Below are 22,360 nucleotides of genomic sequence, written 5' to 3' on the forward strand. Positions count from 1 at the left end.
CCTCTCGAACCGTCTTGCAGAGGATAGGAGCCGCGCTGAACGGCTCGTTTCGGTCAATATGACTTGACCAACGCGGCAACTGCGGCCCGAGTCACGCCTGGGCGGGGCGTGGTTGAGACGGCGGGGTTGCGCGGAGATCCGTACGCCCCCTCGGGCGACGCAATGTGACGGAATGTGAGGCCCGTAGACTGGCGCGTCGTCGTCCGTGACCGCGGAATCCGCGGCGCCGCCGTTCAGTGAGAGGTCTCCCCACCGATGAAGCTCGTCTTCGCCGGCACCCCCGAGGTCGCCGTGCCCGCGCTCGACGCACTGATCGCCTCGGAGCGGCACGAGGTGGCTGCCGTGGTGACGCGGCCCGACGCCCGTGCCGGGCGCGGACGCCGCCTGGTGCCGAGCCCCGTCGCTCAGCGGGCGGAGGACGCGGGCATCGAGGTCCTCAAGCCCGCCCGGCCCCGGGACGAGGACTTCCTCGCGCGTCTCCGCGAGATCGGGCCGGACTGCGCTCCCGTCGTCGCCTACGGTGCGCTGCTCCCGCGCGTCGCCCTCGACGTCCCCGCCCGCGGCTGGGTCAACCTGCACTTCTCGCTGCTTCCCGCCTGGCGCGGGGCGGCGCCCGTGCAGCACGCGCTGCTGGCCGGGGACGAGTTGACCGGTGCGAGCACCTTCCTCATCGAGGAGGGCCTGGACTCCGGGCCGGTCTACGGCGTGATCACGGAGAAGGTGCGGGAGACCGACACCAGCGGCGACCTGCTCACCCGCCTCGCCATCGCGGGCGCCGGGCTGCTGGCCGCCACCATGGACGGCATCGAGGACGGCACGCTGCGCGCCGTGCCGCAGCCCGCGGAGGGAATCTCCTTCGCGCCGAAGCTGGAGGTCGAGGACGCGCGCATCGACTGGACCGCGCCCGCGCTGCGGGTGGACCGCCTCGTACGGGGCTGCACGCCCGCGCCCGGGGCGTGGACCCTCTTCCGCGGGGAGCGGCTGAAGATCCGCTCACTGACGCAGCGCCCGGAACACCCCGTGCCGCCGGGCACCGAACTGGCGCCCGGCGAGCTGCTCGCCGGCAAGAACTCCGTGTGGGCGGGCACCGGTTCGCACCCGGTCGAGGTGCAGTGGGTGCAGCCGCAGGGGAAGAAGCCGATGACGGCCGCGGACTGGGCACGGGGCGTACGCGTGGAGGAGGGCGAACGGCTGGGGGAGCAGGAGAAGTAGGGCCTCTCGGAGAACCCAGCGGAGACCCCAGCGGAGAACGCAGCGGACTCCCGCGGGGCCCGGCGCCGGCGCTCCACCCGCGTCCGCCGGACACGTGTGCGGGCGTACGCTGGCAGAACGCCCAGCCGGCAGCACAGGCCCGTGAACGCGGGCATCCGGCCCGCGGACACCGCCCCTCGCCCGCCCACCTCCTCTTCGCAGCACCGGAGCACCTTCCACGTGAGCAATCGGCCGCGCCGTCCAGCCAAGCCCTACCGCCGCCCCCGCAAGGACCCCGTCCGCGTACTCGCCTTCGAGGCGCTGCGCGCGGTGGACGAGCGCGACGCGTACGCGAACCTCGTACTGCCGCCGCTGCTGCGGCAGGCCCGCGCCGAGGGCGGCTTCGACACCAGGGACGCGGCGCTGGCAACCGAACTCGTCTACGGCACGCTGCGGTGGCAGGGCACATACGACGTGATCATCGCGGAGTGCGTGGACCGGCCGCTGCGCGACGTGGACCCGCCCGTACTGGACGTGCTCTCCCTCGGCGCCCACCAGCTGCTGGGCACGCGCATCCCCACGCACGCCGCGGTGAGCGCAACCGTCGAACTCGCCCGCGTCGTACTGGGCGACGGGCGGGCCAAGTTCGTCAACGCCGTGCTGCGCAAGATCTCCGCCGACGATCTGGACGGCTGGCTGGACAAGGTCGCGCCGCCCTACGACGACGACCCGGAGGAGCACCTGGGCGTCCGTCACGCACACCCCCGGTGGATCGTCTCCGCGCTCTGGGACGCCCTCGGCGGCGGCAGCGCCGGCATGGAGGAGCTGCTGGAAGCGGACAACGAGCGGCCCGAGGTGACGCTCGTCGCCCGTCCCGGCCGCGCCACGGCCGAGGAGCTGCTCACCGGGGACGCCGCCCCCGGGCGGTGGTCGCCCCACGCCGTGCGGCTCGCCGAGGGCGGCGACCCGGGGGAGCTGGAGGCCGTACGGGAAGGGCGTGCCGGAGTGCAGGACGAGGGAAGCCAGCTCGTCGCGCTCGCCCTGGCCGCCGCACCGCTGGAGCCCGCGCCGTCCACCGGAGGCGAAGAGACCGACGGGGAGACCAACCCGGACGAGCGGTGGCTCGACGGCTGCGCCGGGCCCGGCGGCAAGGCGGCGCTCCTCGCGGCGCTGGCCGCCCAGCGCGGCGCGGTGCTGCTCGCCGCGGAGAAGCAGCCGCACCGCGCGGGGCTCGTGAGCCGTGCCCTGGAGGGCAACCCCGGTCCGTACGCGGTCGTCACGGCCGACGCCACCCGTCCCGCCTGGCGCCCCGGCGCCTTCGACCGGGTGCTCGTCGACGTCCCGTGTACGGGGCTGGGGGCGCTGCGGCGCCGCCCCGAGGCGCGCTGGCGGCGGCGGCCGGAGGACGTGCCGGGGTTCGCGCCGCTCCAGCGCGATCTGCTGCGGCAGGCGCTGAACGCCGCACGCGTCGGCGGCGTCGTCGGCTATGCGACGTGCTCGCCGCATCCGGCGGAGACCCGCGCCGTCGTCGACGACCTGGTCAAGGAGACCGGTGCCGAACTCATCGACGCCCGCCCGCTGTTGCCGGACATGCCCGGTCTCGGCGACGGCCCCGACGTACAGCTCTGGCCCCATCTGCACGGCACCGACGCGATGTATCTGGCGCTGCTGCGGCGCACGTCCGCCGGCGGCTGAGGAGCGCGCCCGGCGGCGGCGCACACGTCACCGCACACATCACGCCCGTCAGCGGCCCTGCCACCGCGGAGCGCGCCTGTCGAGGAAGGCGGAGACCCCTTCGCTGAAGTCGCGGCTGCCGTAGCACAGTTCGTAGAGGTCCTCGGCGGAGCCGGGCGCCGAGCCGCTCAGCACGCGCCGGTCCGCCTCCTTCAGCGCGGCCAGGGTCAGCGGCGCGCAGCCGGCGATGCGGGCCGTGAGCCCGGCGATGTGCTCGTCGAGTCCGCCGGAGTCGGCGATCTCGGAGACGAGGCCCGCCTCGTGCGCCTCCTCGGCGCCGATCAGTTCGGCCGTCAGCAGCGCGCGGAGGGTGCGGGCGCGGCCCAGGCTCGCGTACAGCCGCGCGACGACGGCCGGTGCGAGGCAGTTCCCGAGCGTACGGGCGATGGGCGCCCCGAAGACCGCGTCCGGGGTGCACACCACGATGTCGCAGCAGGCGGTCAGCGCGACCCCGGCGCCCACGGCGGGTCCCTCGACGGCGGCGATCACGGGCATGCGCAGCGCGGCGAGCCGGTCCAGGGCGCGCGCGACGCGCTGCTCGTAGGCCACGCCGTCGGCGCCGTTCGTGAAGGCACGGAACTCGCGGATGTCGGTGCCCGCGGCGAAGGCCTGCCCGCCCGCTCCGCGCAGCACCGTCACCCGGACCTGCGGCGCGGCGTCGATCTCCTCGCAGGCCTCGCGGAGCTGGTCGTACATCTCCAGCGTGAGCGCGTTGCGCCGGACCGGGTTGGAGAGGGTGAGGTGCGCGGCGCGTCCCTCGGTGTCGCCCGGCACGGCCTCCTCGCGCCAGCTGACGGACGGAGTCTGTTCCTCGACGATCATGCGTCTCCCAGGAGTTCGTCGTTGTGCTCGCCGAGGAGCGGGGGATGGCGGCGCATCCGCGCCGGGGTGCGGCCCAGCTTCACGGGGAAGCCGAGGACCCGCTTCCGGCCGGACACGGGGTGCTCGTACTCCTCGACCATGCCGCGCGCCTCGGCGTGCGGGTCGGGGTCGCTGCCGAGTATCTGCTCGTAGTCGAGGATCGGGCCGGCAGGCACACCGGCGTCGAGGAGCCTTGCGACCGTCTCGGCCGTGGGCTCGGCCGCGAGCCTCCCCTCCAGCAGGGCGATCAGCTCCGCCCGGTGCTCCATGCGGGCCGTGTTGGTGGCGAACCGCTCGTCGTCGGCGAGGTGTCCGAGGCCGAGCGCGAGGCACAGCCGCTCCCACAGGCGCTGGTTGTTGGCGGCGATCGTGACGTGACCGTCCGCGGTACGCACGGCCTGGTACGGCGCGGACATCCGGTGGGCCGAGCCGAGGGGCGCCGGCGCCCGCCCGGTGGAGAAGAACTCGGTCGACTCCCAGACCGACATCGCCAGCACCGCCTCGTACAGCGACGTCTCCAGATACTGGCCCTCTCCGGTGCGCGTCCTGTGCACGTACGCGCCGAGGATGCCGACCGCGCACAGCATGCCCGCGCCCAGATCGCCAATCGGCAGGCCGCACTTGACCGGCGGCCCGCCCGGCTCGCCGGTGACGCTGAGGGCGCCGCCCATGCTCTGGGCGATGAGGTCGTAGCCGGGGCGGTCCGCGTACGGGCCGTACTGCCCGAAGCCCGAGATGGACGCGTAGACGACGTCCGGTCTGGTCTCGCGCACGGCCTCGTAGCCCACGCCGAGGCGGTCGGCGACTCCCGGACGGAAGTTCTCCACGACGACGTCGGCGCCGGCGACGAGTGCGCGGAACTCCCGCTGCCCCTCCTCGGAGCGCAGATCGAGCGTCACGCTGCGCTTGTTGCGGTTCAGCGCGTGGAAGGAGGGGCTGTCGTGGCCGGGCTCCGGGGAGTCCCACGAGCTGCGGATCTGGTCGCCGGCGCCGGGCGGTTCGACCTTGATCACGTCCGCGCCGAGGTCGGCGAGGAGCATCGTGCAGTACGGGCCCGCCATCACCTGGGTGAGGTCGATGACGCGTACGCCGTCGAGTGCGCCGGAGGCATGGCCGGTGCTCACTGCTGCGTCCCTCCTTCCGGGCGGGCGGCTCCGGGGGCTTGGCCGGTGGCTCCGGCCGCGGTGAGGAGCGCCGCGCGCACCAGCTCCACCGGGTGCCAGGCGGTGCGTTCGGTGCCGTGGAAGATCTGCTGCCGGCAGGAGACGCCGCTCGCGGCGACGACGGTCCTCTCGTCCTCGGCGGCGATCGCGGGGAAGAGCCGGTCGTTGCCGACGGTCATGGACGTCTCGTAGTGCTCGGACTCGAAGCCGAAGGAACCGGCCATCCCGCAGCAGCCCGCGTCGAGTTCGACGACTTCGGCGCCCGGGATGCGCTTCAGCAGCGCCACGGTCGCCGCGGTGCCGACCTCGGCCTTCTGGTGGCAGTGGCCGTGGTAGAGGATGCGCTTCCCGGCGGGCCACGCTTCGGGGGCGAGGCTCAGCCGCCCGTCGTCGATCGCCTCGGTGAGCAGCTCCTCGACCTGCCGTACGCGGCCGGAGACGTCCGCCACCGCCTCGTCCCGCGGCAGCATCGCCCGGTGCTCGTCGCGGAGCGTCATCAGGCACGAGGGCTCGCATCCGACGACGGGCGAGCCCGCGGGCGCCGTCTCCGACAGGAGTCTCGTCAGTCTGCGCGCCTGGTCCTTCGCCTCGTCGAGCAGGCCCTTGGAGAAGGCGGAGCGGCCGCAGCAGCCCCGGGACTCCAACGCGACGTGCCAGCCCGCCCGTTCCAGAAGCTCGACGGCGGCACGGCCGATGCCGGGCTCGGTGTAGGTGGTGAAGGAGTCGGCGAGATACGTGACCGTGCCCTGCGGCCCGGGAGGCGCGGACCCCGGTGCGGAGGTCCGCGCGCGCTCGCGCCGCCGGAACCAGCGCACGAGATTGCCCCGTACGAACACCGGCAGCGGACGGGACGGCGTGATGCCGAGCCAGCGGTCCAGCAGGGCGCGCAGAAACGGAACGCGCCCGGGGAGGTTCGACAGCGGAGCCGCCGCCGAGCCCAGCCGGTTCAGCGAACGGATCGAGGCGAACACCCGTGATCTGCGCGGGACTCCGTGCTCGTCGTGGTGGTGGGCCAGCGACTCCGCCTTGAGGGTGGCCATGTCGACGCCGAGGGGGCACTCGCTCTTGCAGGCCTTGCACATCAGGCACAGGTCGAGGACCTCGTGGAGGCGCCCGTCGCCGAGCGCCCGGTGCGGATCGGGTTCGGAGAGCGCCTTGACCAGGGCGTTGGCGCGGCCGCGGGTGGAGTCCTCCTCCTTGAGCGTCGCCATGTACGAGGGGCACATCGTGCCGGCGTCGGCCTTGCGGCACAGCCCGATGTTCATGCAGCGGTCCGCGGCGCCCCGCATTCCGCCGACCACCTCGAAGTCCAGCCGGGTGCGCAGCGGTCCGGCGGGCGGCAGCGCCGGGTCGCGGAGGTTGTCGGTCATGGCGGGCGCGTCCACGATCTTGCCCGGGTTGAGCCGGTCGCCGGGGTCGAAGAGCCCCTTGACGCGGCGCATCGCCTCGTAGAGGTCGTCGCCGAAGATCTCGCGGTTGAACTCGCTGCGTGCCAGGCCGTCGCCGTGTTCGCTGGAGTTGACGCCGCCGTATTCGCGCACGAGGTCCTTGATCTCCTCCGCGACGGTGCGCATCGTCGCGACCTGCGCGGGGTCGGTGGTGTCGACGAAGGGCCGGATGTGCAGACAGCCGACCGAACAGTGGCCGTAGAAGCCCGCGTTGAGCCCGTGCCGGTCCAGCACCTGCTTGAAGCGCCGTGTGTAGTCGGCGAGATGGAGCGGGTCGACCGCCGTGTCCTCGATGAAGGCCAGCGGTCGGCGGGTGCCCTCGCTGGCGGCCATCAGCAGCCCGAGAGAGGACTTGCGGACCTTCAGCAGCGACCCCTGCTGGGCCGGGGTGACGGCCTGGAGGGTGTGGTAGCCGTGGCCGTGGCGCCGCCAGAGAGCCGTGAGCCGCTCCAGGTTGCCGATGAGGTCGCGCTCGTCGTCGCCGGTGAAGCTGACGAAGAGGAGCGCCTCCGGGTCGCCTTCGAGGATGGTGCTCAGTGAGGCGTACTCGATCTTCTCGCGCGACAGGTCGAGGATCGTACGGTCCATCATCTCGACCGCGGCCGGGTCGCAGGCCAGCGCGTCCTCGGTGGCGGCGATCGCTCCGGCGACGGAGGTGAAGTGCCCGACGGCGATCACCGTACGGGCGGGCTTGGGCACGAGGTCGACGAGGGCCTGCGTGGCCAGCACGAGGGTGCCCTCCGAGCCGACGACGAACTTCGCCAGATCGAACTCCCCGCCCGCTCCTGCGCCCGCGCCCACACCCGGGCCCGCTCCCACGCCCGCGGCCGCGGCCGCCAGTCTGTCCAGCCGGTATCCGCAGGCGCGGCGCCAGAACTGCGGCATGCCCTCGGCGATCGCCTCGGCGTTCTCCCGGACGATGCGCGGCAGTTCGCGGTACAGGCGGCCCTCCAGCGTCGGCAGTTCCGCGCGCCGGCGGCGCTCGGCCTCGGTGAGGGGGGCGAGGTGCGCCCGTGTCGCGTCGGAGAGCACGACGTCCAGTTCGCGGACGTGGTCGATGGTCATCCCGTAGCGGATCGAGCCGCTGCCCGCGGAGTTGTTGCCGATCATCCCGCCGACGGTGGCGCGGTTGCTCGTCGAGGTGTCGGGTCCGAACATCAGTCCGTGCGCGGCCGCGGCCCGGTTGAGCTGGTCCTGTACGACGCCGGTCTCGACGAGCGCGGTCCGCCGCTCGGTGTCGATCTCCACGATGCGGTTCATGTGGCGCGAGAGGTCCAGTACGAGACCGGGGCCGACGGTCTGCCCGGCGAGGGACGTCCCGGCGCCTCGGGGCACGACGGGGATGCCGGCCTCGACGGCGGCCGCCACCGCGGCCTGCACGTCGCCGGCGTGGCGTGGGAAGACGACACCCATCGGCTCGATCGCGTACATGCTCGCGTCGCGCGAGAACAGGTGCCGAGTGTAGTCGTCGAAGAGGACCTCGCCCTCGACCGTGCCGCGCAGCAGGGCCTCGACCTCGCGGGCCGATGCCGCCGTGGCGGGCGCGGACGGTGCGTCGCCGCTGATCGCTGTCATGTGGTGCGGACTCCAAGTGCTCGTGGACGCTGCGGTACCGGTGGCCGCTCGGCGCGGCCCGGCAGAAGCGCGGGGCGGGGGCAGGCGGTCATTCGGCGTCGCGCAGCGTTTCCAGGGCGGCGCCGAGGCCGCCCGGGTCGACGGGCACACCGGCGAGTTGGAGCCCCATCTGCACCCCGGCGAGAGTCCCCGCGAGGGTGAGGTCGCCGAGGTGCCCGAGGTGGCCGATGCGGAAGACGCGCCCCGCGAGCCGCCCGAGACCGGCACCCAGCGACATGTCGAAGCGCTCCAGGATGATCTTGCGGACCTTGTCGGCGTCGTGCCCGTCCGGCATCAGCACGGCCGTGAGCGAACCGGAGTGCTCGCGCTCGTCGAGGCAGAGAACCTCAAGTCCCCAGCCGCGCACGGCCGCTCGCGTCGCGGCGGCGTGCCGCGCGTGCCGGGCGAAGACGTGCGGCAGGCCCTCTTCGGCCAGCATCCGCAGCGCCTCTTCGAGCCCGTAGAGCAGGTTGGTGGCGGGGGTGTACGGGAACGAGCCCTGCCGGTTCGCCTCGATGACCGCGTGCCAGTCCCAGAAGACCTTCGGCAGCCGCGCCGTCCGGGAGGCCGCGAGCGCCTTGTCGCTGACGGCGTTGAAGCTCAGGCCGGGCGGCAGCATCAGCCCCTTCTGCGAGCCGGCCACGGTGACGTCGACGCCCCACTCGTCGTGCCGGTAGTCGATGGAGCCGAGCGAGGAGATGGTGTCGACGAGCAGCAGCGCCGGGTGGCCCGCCTCGTCCATGGCACGGCGGATCTCCGGGACGCGGCTGGTCACGCCGGTCGAGGTCTCGTTGTGCACGACGCAGACGGCCTTGATCGCGTGCTGGGTGTCGGCCGCGAGCCGCTCGGCGAGTGCGTCCGGGTCGGCGCCGTGCCGCCAGTCGCCGGGGACGAAGTCGGTGCCGGTCTCCAGGCCGAGCGAGCCGGCCATCTCCCGCCACAACGTGGAGAAGTGCCCCGTCTCGAAGCTGAGGACCCGGTCGCCCGGGCTGAGGGTGTTGACCAGTGCGGCCTCCCAGGCGCCCGTCCCCGAGGCGGGATAGATCACGACGGGTCCGGACGTGCCGAAGACCGGCCCCAGTGCCTCCAGCAGACGCAGCGTCAGCGCTGAGAACTCCGGACCGCGGTGGTCGATCGTGGGCGCCGCCATGGCGCGCAGCACCTGGTCGGGAACGTTCGTCGGCCCGGGGATCTGAAGGAAGTGGCGACCGGTACGCGGCGTCATGGGCCGTCTCCTCGCAAAGGGTTGTGCCGCTCAGCGGCACGCTGTATCGTCTCGCGGCACGCTGGAGCCTAAGGTTCCCCCACGGAACGAGTCAATGGATGCAGAACGTTCTCAACGCCCTCCGGGCCCTCGAAGAGATCGCCGTCCGGCAGCCGATCGGCGTCGCCGACCTGGCGCGGGCCATGGGCCTGCCCAAGTCCTCGGTCCAGCGCACGCTCGTCACGCTGAAGGAGGCGGGCTGGATCCGGGCCACCGGTTCGGTTCCCACCCGATGGGTCGTCACCACCAAGGCCCTGCACGTCGGCCGGCACGCGACCGACGAGCTGGGCCTGCGCGACATCGCGCTGCCGGTGATGGAGGAGCTGCGCCGCCGCACCGACGAGACGATCCACCTCGCGGTGCGCGAGGGCAGCAAGGTCGTGCTCGTCGAGCGTCTGGAGACCTCCCAGCCCGTACGGATCATCCTGCCGCTCGGTCAGAACCTCGCCGTGCACGCCTCCGCCAACGGCAAGGCCGTGCTCGCGGCGGACCCCCTGGAGGCGGTGGAGCGCTACATCGCCCAGGGGCTGCGGGAGTTCACCGACACCACGATCACGGACCCGGCGCAGCTGCGCGTGGAGCTGGCCAGGACGCGCGAGCGCGGCTGGGCCACCAACAGCGGCGAGTGGCGGTCGGACGTCTCGGCCGTCGCGTCGGCCGTCATCGGGGAGGGCGGACTGCCCGTCGCGAGCATCAGCGTCAACGTCCCGACGAGCCGCATGACCGACGACGCGAGACCCGTGTACGGGGCTCTCGTCAGCGAAGCGGCCAAGAGAATCAGCACAGCTCTGGGACGCGCGCACGAGGAGGGCGGCGCGAGATGAAGGATCCTCGCCGGGGCTCTTGACGGGCCCAGACCCCCCTCTCATACTCACCCAAGGCGAAAACCGGATTCCGGATCGCGGAATAGTTTGGCGTTTTGCGGGCAATCCCCAGAAGCGCTCGCAAGGGCGGAGTCAGAGGTCCCGGAAAGGCCTCCGATCCCGTTCAGGCACGTGCCGGCACGCCTTTTCTAGTGACCGTACGACCGAAGGCGAGGAAGCCTCGTGTCAGATCACGTCATAGCCATCACAGGGTTGGTGCTGGTATTCGCCATCGCCACCTTCACGTCGGTCCATATGGGCGCGCTAGCGATCGTGGCTGCCTTTGTGATCGGAAGCGGATTCGTCGGCCAGTCCGCAGACGACATATTCGGCGGCTTCCCAGGCGACCTGTTCGTCGTGCTAGTCGGTGTCACATTCCTCTTCGCCATCGCCAAGAACAACGGCACCGTGGGCTGGCTCGTCCATTCCGCGACCCGGGCCGTGGGCGGCAGAATTGCGCTCATCCCCTGGGTGATGTTCCTGGTCACGGCGGTGCTGACGGCGTCGGGCGCGGTCGTTCCGGCGGCCGTGGGAATCATCGCGCCCATCGGCATGGGATTCTGCGTGCGCTACCGGATCAATCCGGTGCTGATGGGTCTGCTCATCATCAACGGCGCCAGTGCCGGCGGCTTTTCCCCGATCAGCATCTTCGGCAGCATCACGAACGGCGTCGTCGAGCGGAACGAGCTTGACGGAAATCCCACGCTCCTCTTCCTCAGCTCGTTCCTCTTCAACGTGATCCTCAGTCTTGTTCTCTTCTTCCTGTTCGGCGGACGCAGCCTGCTCGGCCGCCGCGCGGAAGACGAACCGCCGGAGAAGGCGGCGGACTCCGAGGACGACGAGGGCGGTTCGCTGGTGACGGCCGGCGCACCCGCCGGGTCCGGCGGCGAACCGGCGCAGGAATCGGCCGGCGGCACCGGACCGGCGGCCGCGAAGGGCGGTGGAGCCCCGGCACCCGCTACCGCCCCATCCGGCGCGGGCAGTTCCGAGGTCGTCGTCGGCGACGAGGCCGTGGAACTCACCGGCATCCGGATCCTCACGCTCGTCGGTCTGGTCGGCATGGTCGTCGGGTCGCTCTTCTTCGACCTCGACCCCGGGATGATGGCGCTCACCGTGGGTGTCGTGCTCACGCTCGTGAACCCCGCGTCCGCCAAGGGCGCAGTGGACGCCTGCGCGTGGTCCACCGTGCTTCTCGTCTGCGGCATCGTCACGTTCGTCACCATGATGGAGAACATGGGGACCATCGACTGGCTCGGCAAGAGCGTGGCCTCCATCAACGCTCCGCTGCTGGGCGCCCTGCTGATCTGCCTGATCGGCGCGGTCGTCTCCGCCTTCGCCTCCACCACCGGCATCCTCGGCGCGCTGATCCCGCTGGCCGTGCCCTTCCTCCAGGGCGGTCACGTCGGCGCCGTCGGCCTGATCATCGCGCTGGCGATCTCCTCGTCGGTCGTGGACTCCTCGCCGTTCTCGACCAGCGGCGCGCTGGTGACGGCCAACTCGCCCGCGGAGCAACGGGACACGGTGTTCCGCAGGTTGATGGTCTGGGGGTTCAGCATGGTCGCCATCGCGCCGCCGGTGACGTGGCTGCTGTTCGTCGTCCCGGGCTGGCTCTGACACGTACGTACGAGGCGGGCGGGCGCCACGGCGGAGCGGACAGCTCCCCGGGGGCGCCCGCCCGTGTGTCAGCCGACGGCAGGCCTCCCGCCGTCGAAGCCGCCCGTCAGATACAGGCCGGTACGGCGGTCGCCCAGCGGCTGGTTGAAGGGGCTGGTCCGATGCCCGTGACGCTCGGAGTTCGCCGAGCTGCCGGGCAGCCTTCCTCACCGGCAGGGTCGCCCCCTAGGTGAGTCCTCGGTAGCCGCCGGCCCCGCGCTCCGTAATGCGGACCGGGAGAAGCCCTCCGCGGCTCGTTGCGGGTGGCCGCGCGACTCCGCCGCCAGCTGGGATGGCATCATCCGGCGTGCGGTACCCGGACGCCCCGAAGCCGCACGGCACGGGGGCAGCACATGCGGGACCGGGCGGAACGCTCCCCGGTCCCGGAGTCGAGACAGGCAGGCACCAGGCACATGGCTCAGATCAGCCCCAGCATCCTCTCGGCCGACTTCGCACGTCTCGCGGCCGAGGCCGACGCGGTGACAGGCGCGGACTGGCTCCATGTCGACGTCATGGACGGCCACTTCGTCCCCAACCTCACGCTCGGGGCGCCCGTCGTCGAGGCGCTGAGCAAGGCGACCGACATCCCGGTGGACTGCCATCTGATGATCGAGGAGCCGGACCGCTGGGCGCCGCAGTACGTCGACGCCGGCGCCGGCTCCGTCACCTTCCACGCCGAGGCCGCCGCCGCACCCGTACGGCTCGCACGGGAGATCAAGGCGCTCGGCGCCCGCGCGTCGATGGCGCTCAAGCCCGCCACCCCCGTCGAGCTGTACGAGGACCTGCTGCCCGAGCTGGACATGCTGCTGGTGATGACGGTCGAGCCGGGATTCGGCGGGCAGGCCTTCCTCGACATCATGCTGCCGAAGATCCGCCGGGCCCGGCGCCTGATGGACAAGCACGGCCTTCAGATGTGGCTCCAGGTCGACGGGGGCGTCTCGGCCTCCACGATCGAGCAGTGCGCCGAGGCCGGGGCGGACGTCTTCGTCGCGGGGTCCTCGGTCTACGGCACCGACGACCCCGCCGCGGCCGTACGGGGTCTGCGGCAGCAGGCGGAGGAGGCGGCGCGCCGGGCCGCCGGGGGAGACGGGAACAGCGCCGCCTCCTGAGCGGCCGGAGAGGCCGTCCGCCCTGGCCCCGTCCTGCGGATCCGGTTCCGGCGCCCGTGCGCGCACACTGGACTCAGGCTCCGGAACACCCCGCAGGGGCGCACGCAGGCGCAAGAGTGGGATCGAGGTCACCCGGGATCTGCAAGGATGAACGCCCAGCGCTGATGCGTACGTACGGCAAGACAGTGAGGTGAGTGCGGTGTCGTCGGGTCGGACCACACGAATGGGACCCGCCGAGCTCATGCAGGCGGCGGCCATGGCACGCCGCTTCTACCTTGAGGGCAAGTCGAAGATCCAGATCGCGGACGAGTTCGGCGTGAGCCGCTTCAAGGTGGCACGGGTGCTGGAGACGGCGCTGGAGCGGGACCTGGTCCGCATCGAGATCAGAGTCCCCGCGGAGCTGGACGCCGACCGGTCGGACGCGCTCCGTGCCCGCTACGGGCTCCGGCACGTGGTCGTCGTCGAATCGCCCTCCGAGGCCGCCGACGACGGCGCCGACCCCGAGAACCTGGGCGAGGTCGCCGCGGGGCTGCTCGGGGAGCTCGTCACCGAAGGCGATGTGCTCGGCCTCGCCTGGGGTCGCTCCACCACGCACATGGCCGCCGCGCTGCGCCAGCTGCCGCCGTGCACGGTCGTCCAGCTCACCGGCGTCTACGACGCGGGGACGGCCGACCGCGGATCGGTCGAGGCCGTACGGCGGGCCGCGGAGGTGGCCGGGGGAGAGGCGCACCCCGTCTACGCCCCGATGCTGCTGCCCGACTCCGCCACGGCCGCCGCGCTGCGCAGCCAGACCGGCATCGCCCGCGCCTTCGAGTACTTCGACAAGGTGACGGTCGCCGCCGTCTCGATCGGCTCGTGGGAGCCCGGCATCTCCACCGTCCACGACATGCTCAGCGACTCGGAGCGCGAGCACTACTCCTCGCTCGGGGTGGCGGCCGAGATGTCGGCGCACCTTTTCGACACGAGCGGGCGGCGCATCGGACGCGACCTGGGGGAGCGGTGCATCACCGTCGAGGCCGAGCGCCTGCGCCGCGTCCCCGAGGTGATCGCCATCGCCGGGGGGCAGCGCAAGGCGGAGGCCATCGGCGCGGTGCTGCGCTCCGGCCTGGTCACCAGCATCGTCACCGACACCGCTGCCGCCGACTATCTGCTGACGGAAGCCGAGCCCGGGCCGAAGCCCGCACTGGAGCGGGCCGACCCGGACGGCTCCTGAGCCCCTCGGCTCCGTCCGTGGCGCCCGCGCCGTCACCTTCGTCGCGTGGGCGACCCGAACTCCCGTCCGCCGGGCCCGAGTTGGGTTCACGCCGCGGGAGCGGTCCGCGTGCCGCCATCGGTCGTACCACCGTCGTGCCACAGGTCGCGCCACCGGAAGCGCTGCCCGAAGAGCCCTGTTCTGACCGGAGTTGACCCGCTGAGCGGACCGTACGGCGTCACCCCCGCACCCGTGACGACGGAGGAGGAAGGGCCTGAGGGCGCTCAGAGTGGCTTCTGAGCGCCTCGCGTACACCGCTTGGCCCTATACATGACAACGCTTTCTCCAGGGCCTCAGAAAGGCGTTCAGGGATTCGCGGGCCCGGAAAACCCTCAGGGCCCGCTCCCTGCGCGGTCCGTCGGAACGGTGCGCGGGGGTGCGGGCCCTGGAGGGGACTCCCGTCGGTGCCGCCTTCAGCGGGTCACTTCGCGACGCCGGCCTTCTTGCCCTCGTCGGTGGCCGCGTGCCAAAGACCCATCTTGCCCTGGCCGTTGATGTCTCCGGCCTTCTTGTCGCCCTTGAACCAGTACAGCGGCCAGCAGTCCATCGACAGCTGCTCCGTGCCGTCGGCGCGCTTGTACGTGCTGAGCAGCTTCGGGTTGACGCCTTCGACCTTGTCCTTGTCGACGGGCTTCGCCGGCACCCACGACTTCAGGCACTCGCCCTTGCAGTTGGACTTCATCGGCCAGGCCGAGTCCTTGTCGAACCGGTAGAGCGTGTGGCCCTTGGCGTCGGCGAGGATCTTGCCGAGTTCCGGGTTGTCGACGGCCTTCAGCTGCTTGGCGTTGCGCGCGCTCGCCTTGCTGCCGTCGGGGGCCAGGGCGTTCCACATGCCGCCGACGCCGTGGCCCTCGATCTCGCCGGGCTTGCTGTCCTTGGCGTAGCGGTAGACCGGCCAGCCGCCGAGCGTCAGCTGCCACGAGCCGTCGCTGCGCTTGACCTTGCCGAGCTCTTCGCCGGAGATACCCGCGGAAGCCTGCGCGTCCTTCGCCGGCACCGGCGGCCACATCTTCTCGCAGTCGCCGTTGCAGTTGGACTGCGACGGGGACGCGGTGTCCTCGTCGTAGCGGTAGAGCGTCCAGCCCTTCGAGTCGGTGACCACGTCGCCCAGCTTGGCCGTGGGCTTGACCTCCAGCGACTTGGCCGGGGCGTCGCGCTTGCCGGTGCCGCTCGAGTCGCTGCCGTCCTGGTTGCTGTCGGCGGCCTGCCCGGCCGGCTTGATCTTCTGGCCGGAGTAGTCATTCTGGCCGTAGCCGCATCCCGTAGCGAACACCGCGAGGACGATCGCCGATCCGATCAGAGCCACGTGACGCTGCTTACCCATGACCGCTCCTTCAGTGCTGGCTATGTGTGGCTGGCATGTGAGTCTGGTGCAGGAGTGTTTGGGGCGGCGGAAAGTTGTCCGATCGTGCCAAACGGCAGGGTTCCGCCACCGGGGCAAATGTGCTGGCCGTGAAGTCGCCCTGGTACGCGGCCAGTTGGGCTTCCGGCTGCCTCCGGCCGCGTACCTCCGTCCCCGCCTGTCTCCCGCCTGCTCTCGCCCGGTGTACGGGCTCACGGGCCGCCGCGGCGGCCCGTGAGACCTACCGCTCGACGATCCGCAGCGCCAGAGCCGGGCAGCGCCGCACCGCGCGCTGGGCCTGCTTGGTCATGTGCGGGTGGATCGTGGCCGAGGCGCCCGTCGGGTAGCCGTCGATGTCCAGCTCGATCATGTCCGGGACCACGCCGGCGCACAGCCCGTGTCCCTGGCACAGCGTCCAGTCGACGACGAGCCGCTTCTGCTTCTGCTGCTCCAGCTGCGGCACTCCGCGCTGCGGGCGCTCGGGGCGTTCGGGCGGTCGGTAGCCCGCCTCGAGCTGCACCTCCTCGGGCACGGACAGGCAGCCGAAGACGGGCCTGCCGCACCCGCGGCCGAGCGCGTGTGCTTCGAAGTCCTCCGCGAAGATCTTCAGCCCCGACTCCACGAACCGTGCCGTGCCGTCGGGGTGGCCGCACGCTCCGCGGCCCTTGACGCCCCTGGTCCGCGCCCGGATCGCGTTCAGGGCCTCCTGGCCGCCGCCGTCCGCGGCCCAGGCCACGGTGTCGGCGAGCGCGGGCAGACCCAGGAAGCAGGGACCGCACTGTCCCGCCGACTCGTCCGCCATCCAGCGGGCCACCAGCTCGATCTCGCCGACGGGGCACGTGCCTTCGGGCAGCGGAAGCACCGCGCCGGCGCCCAGCGTCGAGCCGAGCGCTTCGAGCGCGTCACGCGAGATCCGCGCCTGCCAGCACGAGTCCCGCTCCAGGAAGCGCCCGTGGTAGCCGCCGATCAGCACGCCCTGCCCCGGGTCGATGCCGCACAGCCCGAGGATGTACGGCAGGGGGGCGCCGGTCGGCGTCTCGACGACCTTGTCGCCGCCCACCGTCAGCAGCACGGTGCCCGGCTCCGTGGGCAGGCCCACGTTGCGGTAGTCGAGGGCGCCCAGGCGTGCGGCGACGGCGAGTTGGGCGAAGGTCTCGGTGTTGGACAGCAGCGTGGGCAGCCCGTCCACACCGGCGTCGCTTGCACGTACGCCGGTGCCGGACGGCAGCACCGGCAGCTGGTTGAGTCCGCTGACGGTCGCGCTGGACTCGCCCGTGACGAAGCGTTCCGGCATGCGTATGACGCGGATGCGCGGGCCGCCGGGGCCGCGTTCGGCGACGGCGTCCCGCACGGAGCGTTCGACGTCGGGACGCGTCACGGCGACGTTGATCTCATCGGAGTTGAGCGCCCGTGCGCAGAGCATCGCTCCGTCCAGCACCAGGTGCGGCGTGAACAGGAGCAGCGCGGTGTCCTTCAGGCAACTCGGCTCGCCCTCGCTGCCGTTGACCACGACGGCCGCACGCGCTTGCTGGCGCCGGTGGGCCGATTCGATGACGGCCTTGAGCTTGCGGGCGAAGGGGAAGCCCGCACCGCCCCGGCCCCGCAGATCGATGTTCTCGGCGAGATCGACCAGCTCTTCGAGCCGCAGTTCGGGCATCGTTCCGTGCACCGTCAGGTGGCCGACGCGCTCCAGGCGCCGGGTCCACCCCGCGCCGGTGCCCAGACCCGCGAGCAGCCGTGGCGGCCCGAACGAGGCGAGGGAGGGCACCGCGTCCGCGTTGGACGCGGAGACGGGGGAGGGCACGACAGATGTCACTATTGCTCCTTCTTGCGCTTGTCGGCCGATGACGTATTACGCCCGGGGGCGAGCCGCATCATCAGGACGACGGTCACGCCGGTAAGGGCTATGGCGTATCCCCAGTCCACCCAGTCCTGCACCGCGCGGCCCGCGCGCAGGCCGTGCACCAGGGAAGCGCCCCACGCCAGATAGGCGGTCATGTGCAGGGCCCGCCACAGACGTGACTGACCCTTGCGTGCGAAGGCGCCCCGCACGGCGCCTGTCACCGTCACCGCCACGAAGAGATATCCCGCGACCGTGCCCAGCCCGATGAGGATCGGCTGGGCCGGGTCCAGCCCGGGTATCGCCGCCGCCTGCCAACTGGTCGACCCGAGCGCGATCTTCGACCAGATGTGCAGCCCGAGGAAGCCGAGGCCGCCCACGGCGGAGCCCCGGTGAATGGCCTGGGCGATAAGCCGGTGATTCGGGTCCAGAAGGAACCGGTCCGCGGCGGCCACGCCCCACAGAACCGAGAATGTCAGCAGCAGAAGCGCGAAGACTCCTGACCCGAATTCGACGAATGCCCACAATCTGTCCATCGACTGATTGCTGATCGCGAAGACGATCGCGAGCGTCGACGCGATCACGAACGCGGTGTAGCGGGGGACGAATCGTGCCGCGGTGCCGCGTCCGGGGGTCTCGACCTGGAGTCTGGGACCCTGTGCCGAGCGCTGACGGCCCTGGCGAGGGGAGACGTCACCTCGCCTGGAGGCTGCGAGCGCCGTGGGGCGGCGCTTCGCTGGCGGGACACGGATCTGTTCTGGGGGCATCCGGATCTTCCGATCGCACTGTCGCCGAGTCCGACCCTGACCCTCGGTCCCGCATCTGCCGTATACCGCAAAGCAGTTGAATCGGGAATGACCCGTGACGTTCCGGTGTGAAGCTCTCTACTTTGCGCGACCAGAATGCGGTGGTCGGGATGCAGAAGCATCTCGGAACTCCCCGGGACCTTCACAGGTTTTATCGCTCTGTGACAAATTCTGGCAGTGGGATCGCCGCCGCACCCCGCGGTGTCGATGATGCCCCTTCAGGGGAAGCAGGGGGACCCTCAACTCCGGGATCGGGGCGGGATACCGGTTACCGGAGGCAACCTCCGCGGGCTTGTCCTCCCGTGCTCGGGCAGGCCCAACCCGGCAGGAACGAGGTAGAGATGAGCGACGTTCTCAACCGCATCCGATCTCGCCCGCGCGGCGAGTGGGCGCGCGTTCAGAGAAAGGAGCTGCCCGCCGTCGCAGACCAGGTGGTGGAAGCTCTACAGCGCAGCATACCGGCAATGTCCGCTTTTCTGCGGGAAATTGACCGCGAGGATGCTCAATGGGCCGTGGAACAGGCATTGCTGGCCGCATTGGGACATCACTCCCCGGAGACAAAGGATACGGACACGGGAACCGGGACCCATGCTGACAACGTCACAGCAGCGGTTCCCATAGACCGAGCCCGACGGCAGCTGTTCACGGCACTCATGGGAGAGGAGGAATTCCCAGAATCACGACTGACGGAACTGGCCAGGTCAGCAAGGTGGCCGTTGCCCGAGACCGTGCGTGCGATAGCCCTCGCCTCACCCAGCGAGGTTCCCCAGCTCGCCGCCGCGCTCGGCAACGCCTTGGTCAGCCCCGTCGAGAGTGAGTTGTGCCTGCTGATACCCGATCCGGAAGACGACCGCGAAGCACTGGAGACCGTGCTTCGTGGTCGTACTGCTGCGGTCGGGCACACCGTCCCGCTGAGCGACGCGGGATCATCGGTGCGCTGGGCCCGGCGACTGCTGGAGCTCACACCGCCGCCAGGAGCACCCGCCGGCGGCGCGATCAACAACGGCGGTATCGGAAACAACCCGGACGGAAAGGTCCTCTTCGTCGACGACCATCTGTCCATGCTCCTTCTGTTGCAGGACGAATCGCTCGCCTGCGCGCTCTCCGCCCGCTGGCTCGGCCCCCTCGCCGAGCTGACGCCGCGGCAGAGCGAGCGCCTCGAAGTCACGCTGCTGGCGTGGCTCGAGAGCGGGGGAGCACCTGAGGCGGCGAAGACGCTCCAGGTGCACCCGCAGACGGTGCGGTACCGGCTTCGTCAGATAGAGAAGCTCTTCGGTTCGGCTCTGCGCGATCCGCGTACCCGGTTCGAGCTGGAGATGACTCTTCGCGGCCGGCGGCTGCTCGGTCAGATACGGCGGCAGCGCACCCGGGCAGGACGCCGGACGCGCACCGCCACTGCTGCCGGCGTCCGTCCGCTCGGTGTCGCACGCGAGGCCCGGGTCAACGGTCTGTGACCCCCGGCACCCGGTGTTCGCGCGCCGGGTGCCGGTCCGGAACCTCCTCGTAAGGCACTGACAACAGAAGATCCGGCAAGACAGAACAGACCGGCCGACAACAAGACAACGCCAGAACGACGACAACAGAACAGAACAAGGAACAGAGCGACAGAGCAGGACAACCGAACAGAACGACAAGCAGCGGCCCGGACACAGGATCTGTGTCCGGGCCGCTGTGTTGGTTCCCGCCGCCGCGGGGCCGGAGCCCCGCGGCGAGTCCTACATCAGCACTCCTTGTCCTCGTTGATGCAGTCCACGGCGGTCTTCATCAGGTCCTCCGGCATGACGTTGATGAAGTCGCTGTGGTCCGTGATCGGGTTGTGCAGCTGCTCCGGGAAGGAGTCCACCGCGAAGGGCGTATCAGCGTTGACCAAGTTCTGCTGCGGGATGTCGTACTTGATCGTCTGCTGCACCTGCGGGATGTTCTGGAAGCCCTCGGGGCAGTTGCCCTGGTCGTCCGAGAACTCCATGTGGTCGCGGTGGTTGCCGCTGTCCGTGTTCTGACCGTCCCAGCAGTTCTGGAACTTGAACGTACGGATCATCTTCTTGCCCTCGGGGCAGATCGGGTACTTGTCCTTCAGCTGACGGTCCTCGAAGCCCTCGCAGCTCCATGATGCGTTGGCGTTCTCGTCACCGTTGGTGAAGGCCTTGGCGTCACCGGTGATGATGCGCAGGAAGCGCGGCATCTCGGTCACCTTGTCGGCACCGCCCGAGGTCAGTTTGATCGTGGGCTCGGGGTCGAGGATGGTGCCGACGTTGAGGTCGTTGGCACCGCCGTCGCCAGGCTGGGCCTCGGCACCTTCGCCGCCGCCGACCTGGTCGTCACCCTGTCCCTGGTCCTGGCCCTGGTCCTGACCTTGGTCCTGGCCCTGGTCCTGTCCCTGATCCTGACCTTGGTCCTGTCCCTGATCCTGGCCCTGGTCCTGACCCTCAACCTGGCCCTGGTCCTGGCCCTGATCCTGGCCCTGATCCTGACCTTGGTCCTGGCCCTGGTCGTCGGCCGGGGGCTGTTGCTGTCCCTGGTCGTCGGCCGGGGGCTGCTCCTGCCCCTGGTCCTGGGCCGGGGGCTGCTCCTGGCCTGCGTTCTCGGCCGGGGGCTGTTCCTGTCCCTGGTCCTGACCCTGGTCGTCACCCGCGAAGCTGTTCGCGCTGACGTCGTTGGCGCCCTGGTCACCCTGGTCGCCGGCCTGGCCGCCCTGGTCCTGGATGTCGCCCTCCTGGACGGCACCCCGCTGGTCCTCGTTCCCGTCCAGTGAACGGATCACGGGCCAGTAGTGCGTCGACTGGTCACCCTTCGCGCAGGTGGTGCCTGCGGCGGCGAGAGACTCGTCGTTGGACTGGGCGTTGGTGTCCTCGTTGCCCACGTAGTCGTGCACGTGGTGGGCGCCGTTCAGGACACCCGGAGCGGCGATCACGTTGTCCGAGTTGAAGTGCTCGTTCTCGTTGGCACCGCACTTCGTCTCGAAGCTGCCGCCCGGGTCCGCCTCCTTCGAGGCGTTGGGCTGGACGTCCTCGATCTTGACGAAGTCCTCGGCCTTGGGGCCCTGCTGGCCCGCCTGGCCTTGGTCTCCGCCGTCGTCGGCCGCTGCCTGGTCCTGCATCATCTGGCACTGGGCCATGGAGTCCATGTCGGACGGTTGCTGGGCGCCGGCGTTCTGCAAGTCCTGGCCGATGCCGCGGATCGTCTCCGAGCGCTGCTGGTTCAACTGGCCGAGGGCCTCCTCGGAGCTCTGCTCCTTGGAGTGCCACTGGCCATAGGCCTGGGCGACTTGCTGGTCCAGAGTGGCGAGCTTTTGACCCACGGACTTCTTCGCGTCCTCGGGTACCTGGCCCAGTGCAAGGCTCACATCGGGACAGTCGATCGTGCTCGCGGCAGGAGCAGAGTCGTCAGACCCTGCGAAGGCACTTACACCTATCGCCGCTGCGCCACCACCACCGACCACCAGCGCTGCGACGATGGCTATTGTTTTGTTCGCCGTACGCGAGCGTTTGTGGCCTTTTTGTCTCATATTGACTTCACTCCACTCATTTCACGTCGTTCAGCGCCTCGAAATCAACAAGCCCGGTGTCCTCCAGGACTGTTATGTGATCGAGGACAATGGCGTTGGCCCGGGTCGCCAACGACCGCACCATTGAGTTGCGGGTCTGATCGCGCACAAGGCCTACGAGGCCGAAGACCACGCCGTGAGCCTGGCGCAGCCTCTCGACGAGGACCCGGTCGAATTCGTCCCCTTTGGCCTTGGCAATCTCGTCCAGATAGTCCTGGTTCTTACCGGCAGGCTGGTTCGGAAGTGAAACCTTCAGGGTGCGACCGGCCTCAATGGCCCGTCGATCCAACTCCGTGTGCCCGTCGACGAGATGATCGCCCACGATCCGCACCGACTTACGTGTCCCGCGCTCCTGCGCGGACTGACCGGCCGGTAGTTCCCACAAACCGGCATTCCGCACTTTCCGTATGAAGTCGCGGTCCAGTGGGGTAAGGGGCCCGTATTCTGTTTTCCAGGTTCCCTTACCGTCGTCCTGCCATCCCGAACGGGCCAGCGCCACACTGCGGTTGCCGTCGAAGAACTGGATCGGCAGCAGAAGCGCAGCGAGAGTTGCGGCGAGCCCGAGGACGACCATCACCGTGCCGATCGCCCGTCCGGATGTCATGGCGGACCGCATCCGCCCTCCTCTCACACCACATCTTCGAAGTGCGACGGACGCTAATGGCGCGTGTGAGGA

The 22,360-nt window shown here is 70.6% G+C and carries 16 protein-coding genes; 7 read left to right on the top strand and 9 right to left on the bottom strand.

Annotation, left to right across the window (positions count from 1 at the left end):
- The first annotated feature begins 255 nt into the window (after nt 1-255).
- Nucleotides 256-1,212, top strand: coding sequence for a methionyl-tRNA formyltransferase (fmt, locus tag QQM67_RS10430; RefSeq protein ID WP_314173405.1), 957 nt, complete (start codon nt 256-258; stop codon nt 1,210-1,212).
- 219 nt (nt 1,213-1,431) lie between these two features.
- Complete coding sequence (locus QQM67_RS10435) at nt 1,432-2,886, top strand: RsmB/NOP family class I SAM-dependent RNA methyltransferase (protein ID WP_314173406.1); 1,455 nt, start codon at nt 1,432-1,434, stop codon at nt 2,884-2,886.
- Between the two features lie 48 nt (nt 2,887-2,934).
- On the opposite strand, the gene QQM67_RS10440 is transcribed toward QQM67_RS10435, so the two are convergent.
- The 4 genes from QQM67_RS10440 to QQM67_RS10455 all read right to left on the bottom strand — a co-directional run bounded on the left by QQM67_RS10440 (nt 2,935) and on the right by QQM67_RS10455 (nt 9,236).
- A complete protein-coding gene (locus QQM67_RS10440) occupies nt 2,935-3,747 on the bottom strand; it encodes an enoyl-CoA hydratase (RefSeq protein WP_314173407.1) in 813 nt (270 codons plus the stop codon).
- Nucleotides 3,744-4,910: a CaiB/BaiF CoA transferase family protein gene (locus QQM67_RS10445; protein WP_314173408.1), complete on the bottom strand. Its 1,167-nt coding sequence runs from the start codon at nt 4,908-4,910 to the stop codon at nt 3,744-3,746. Before QQM67_RS10445 ends, QQM67_RS10440 begins: the two co-directional genes overlap by 4 nt.
- Nucleotides 4,907-7,972 carry an FAD-binding and (Fe-S)-binding domain-containing protein gene (locus tag QQM67_RS10450; protein WP_314173409.1) on the bottom strand — a complete coding sequence of 1,022 codons (3,066 nt, stop codon included), beginning with the start codon at nt 7,970-7,972 and terminating at the stop codon, nt 4,907-4,909. Before QQM67_RS10450 ends, QQM67_RS10445 begins: the two co-directional genes overlap by 4 nt.
- An 88-nt stretch (nt 7,973-8,060) precedes the next feature.
- Entirely contained in the window at nt 8,061-9,236 is a 1,176-nt protein-coding gene (locus QQM67_RS10455; protein WP_314173410.1) for a pyridoxal-phosphate-dependent aminotransferase family protein, read from the bottom strand.
- A 98-nt stretch (nt 9,237-9,334) separates the two neighbouring features.
- Here QQM67_RS10455 and QQM67_RS10460 point away from each other — a divergent pair, with 98 nt between their 5' ends.
- From QQM67_RS10460 to QQM67_RS10475, 4 genes are all read left to right on the top strand, one after another.
- A complete protein-coding gene (locus QQM67_RS10460; protein ID WP_314173411.1) occupies nt 9,335-10,099 on the top strand; it encodes an IclR family transcriptional regulator in 765 nt (254 codons plus the stop codon).
- A gap of 222 nt (nt 10,100-10,321) precedes the next feature.
- Nucleotides 10,322-11,752, top strand: a complete 1,431-nt coding sequence (locus tag QQM67_RS10465; RefSeq protein ID WP_314173412.1) for an SLC13 family permease — start codon at nt 10,322-10,324, stop codon at nt 11,750-11,752.
- A 452-nt stretch (nt 11,753-12,204) separates the two neighbouring features.
- A complete protein-coding gene (gene rpe, locus QQM67_RS10470) occupies nt 12,205-12,900 on the top strand; it encodes a ribulose-phosphate 3-epimerase (RefSeq protein ID WP_314173413.1) in 696 nt (231 codons plus the stop codon).
- 223 nt (nt 12,901-13,123) lie between these two features.
- Complete coding sequence (locus QQM67_RS10475) at nt 13,124-14,113, top strand: sugar-binding transcriptional regulator (RefSeq protein WP_314173414.1); 990 nt, start codon at nt 13,124-13,126, stop codon at nt 14,111-14,113.
- 460 nt (nt 14,114-14,573) lie between these two features.
- Here QQM67_RS10475 and QQM67_RS10480 read toward each other — a convergent pair whose 3' ends face one another.
- The 3 genes from QQM67_RS10480 to QQM67_RS10490 all read right to left on the bottom strand — a co-directional run bounded on the left by QQM67_RS10480 (nt 14,574) and on the right by QQM67_RS10490 (nt 17,918).
- Nucleotides 14,574-15,476 (bottom strand): SCO0930 family lipoprotein, encoded by a 903-nt coding sequence (locus QQM67_RS10480; RefSeq protein ID WP_314173415.1) that lies wholly within the window; start codon nt 15,474-15,476, stop codon nt 14,574-14,576.
- Between the two features lie 259 nt (nt 15,477-15,735).
- Nucleotides 15,736-17,310 (bottom strand): NADH-ubiquinone oxidoreductase-F iron-sulfur binding region domain-containing protein, encoded by a 1,575-nt coding sequence (locus QQM67_RS10485; RefSeq protein ID WP_314173416.1) that lies wholly within the window; start codon nt 17,308-17,310, stop codon nt 15,736-15,738.
- Nucleotides 17,310-17,918, bottom strand: a complete 609-nt coding sequence (locus QQM67_RS10490) for a hypothetical protein (protein WP_314173417.1) — start codon at nt 17,916-17,918, stop codon at nt 17,310-17,312. The genes QQM67_RS10485 and QQM67_RS10490 overlap by 1 nt, the downstream gene beginning before the upstream one ends.
- 563 nt (nt 17,919-18,481) lie before the next feature.
- On the opposite strand from QQM67_RS10490, the gene QQM67_RS10495 reads away from it, so the two are divergent.
- Nucleotides 18,482-19,594 carry a PucR family transcriptional regulator gene (locus tag QQM67_RS10495; protein WP_314173418.1) on the top strand — a complete coding sequence of 371 codons (1,113 nt, stop codon included), beginning with the start codon at nt 18,482-18,484 and terminating at the stop codon, nt 19,592-19,594.
- 266 nt (nt 19,595-19,860) lie between these two features.
- On the opposite strand, the gene QQM67_RS10500 is transcribed toward QQM67_RS10495, so the two are convergent.
- Together QQM67_RS10500 and QQM67_RS10505 are read right to left on the bottom strand one after the other, a co-directional pair.
- Nucleotides 19,861-21,483 carry a DUF1996 domain-containing protein gene (locus tag QQM67_RS10500; protein WP_314173419.1) on the bottom strand — a complete coding sequence of 541 codons (1,623 nt, stop codon included), beginning with the start codon at nt 21,481-21,483 and terminating at the stop codon, nt 19,861-19,863.
- 178 nt (nt 21,484-21,661) lie between these two features.
- Nucleotides 21,662-22,300: a DUF4142 domain-containing protein gene (locus tag QQM67_RS10505; RefSeq protein WP_314173420.1), complete on the bottom strand. Its 639-nt coding sequence runs from the start codon at nt 22,298-22,300 to the stop codon at nt 21,662-21,664.
- Nucleotides 22,301-22,360: the final 60 nt, after the last annotated feature.

The organism is Streptomyces winkii (assembly GCF_032248595.1).
Lineage (GTDB): Bacteria > Actinomycetota > Actinomycetes > Streptomycetales > Streptomycetaceae > Streptomyces > Streptomyces winkii.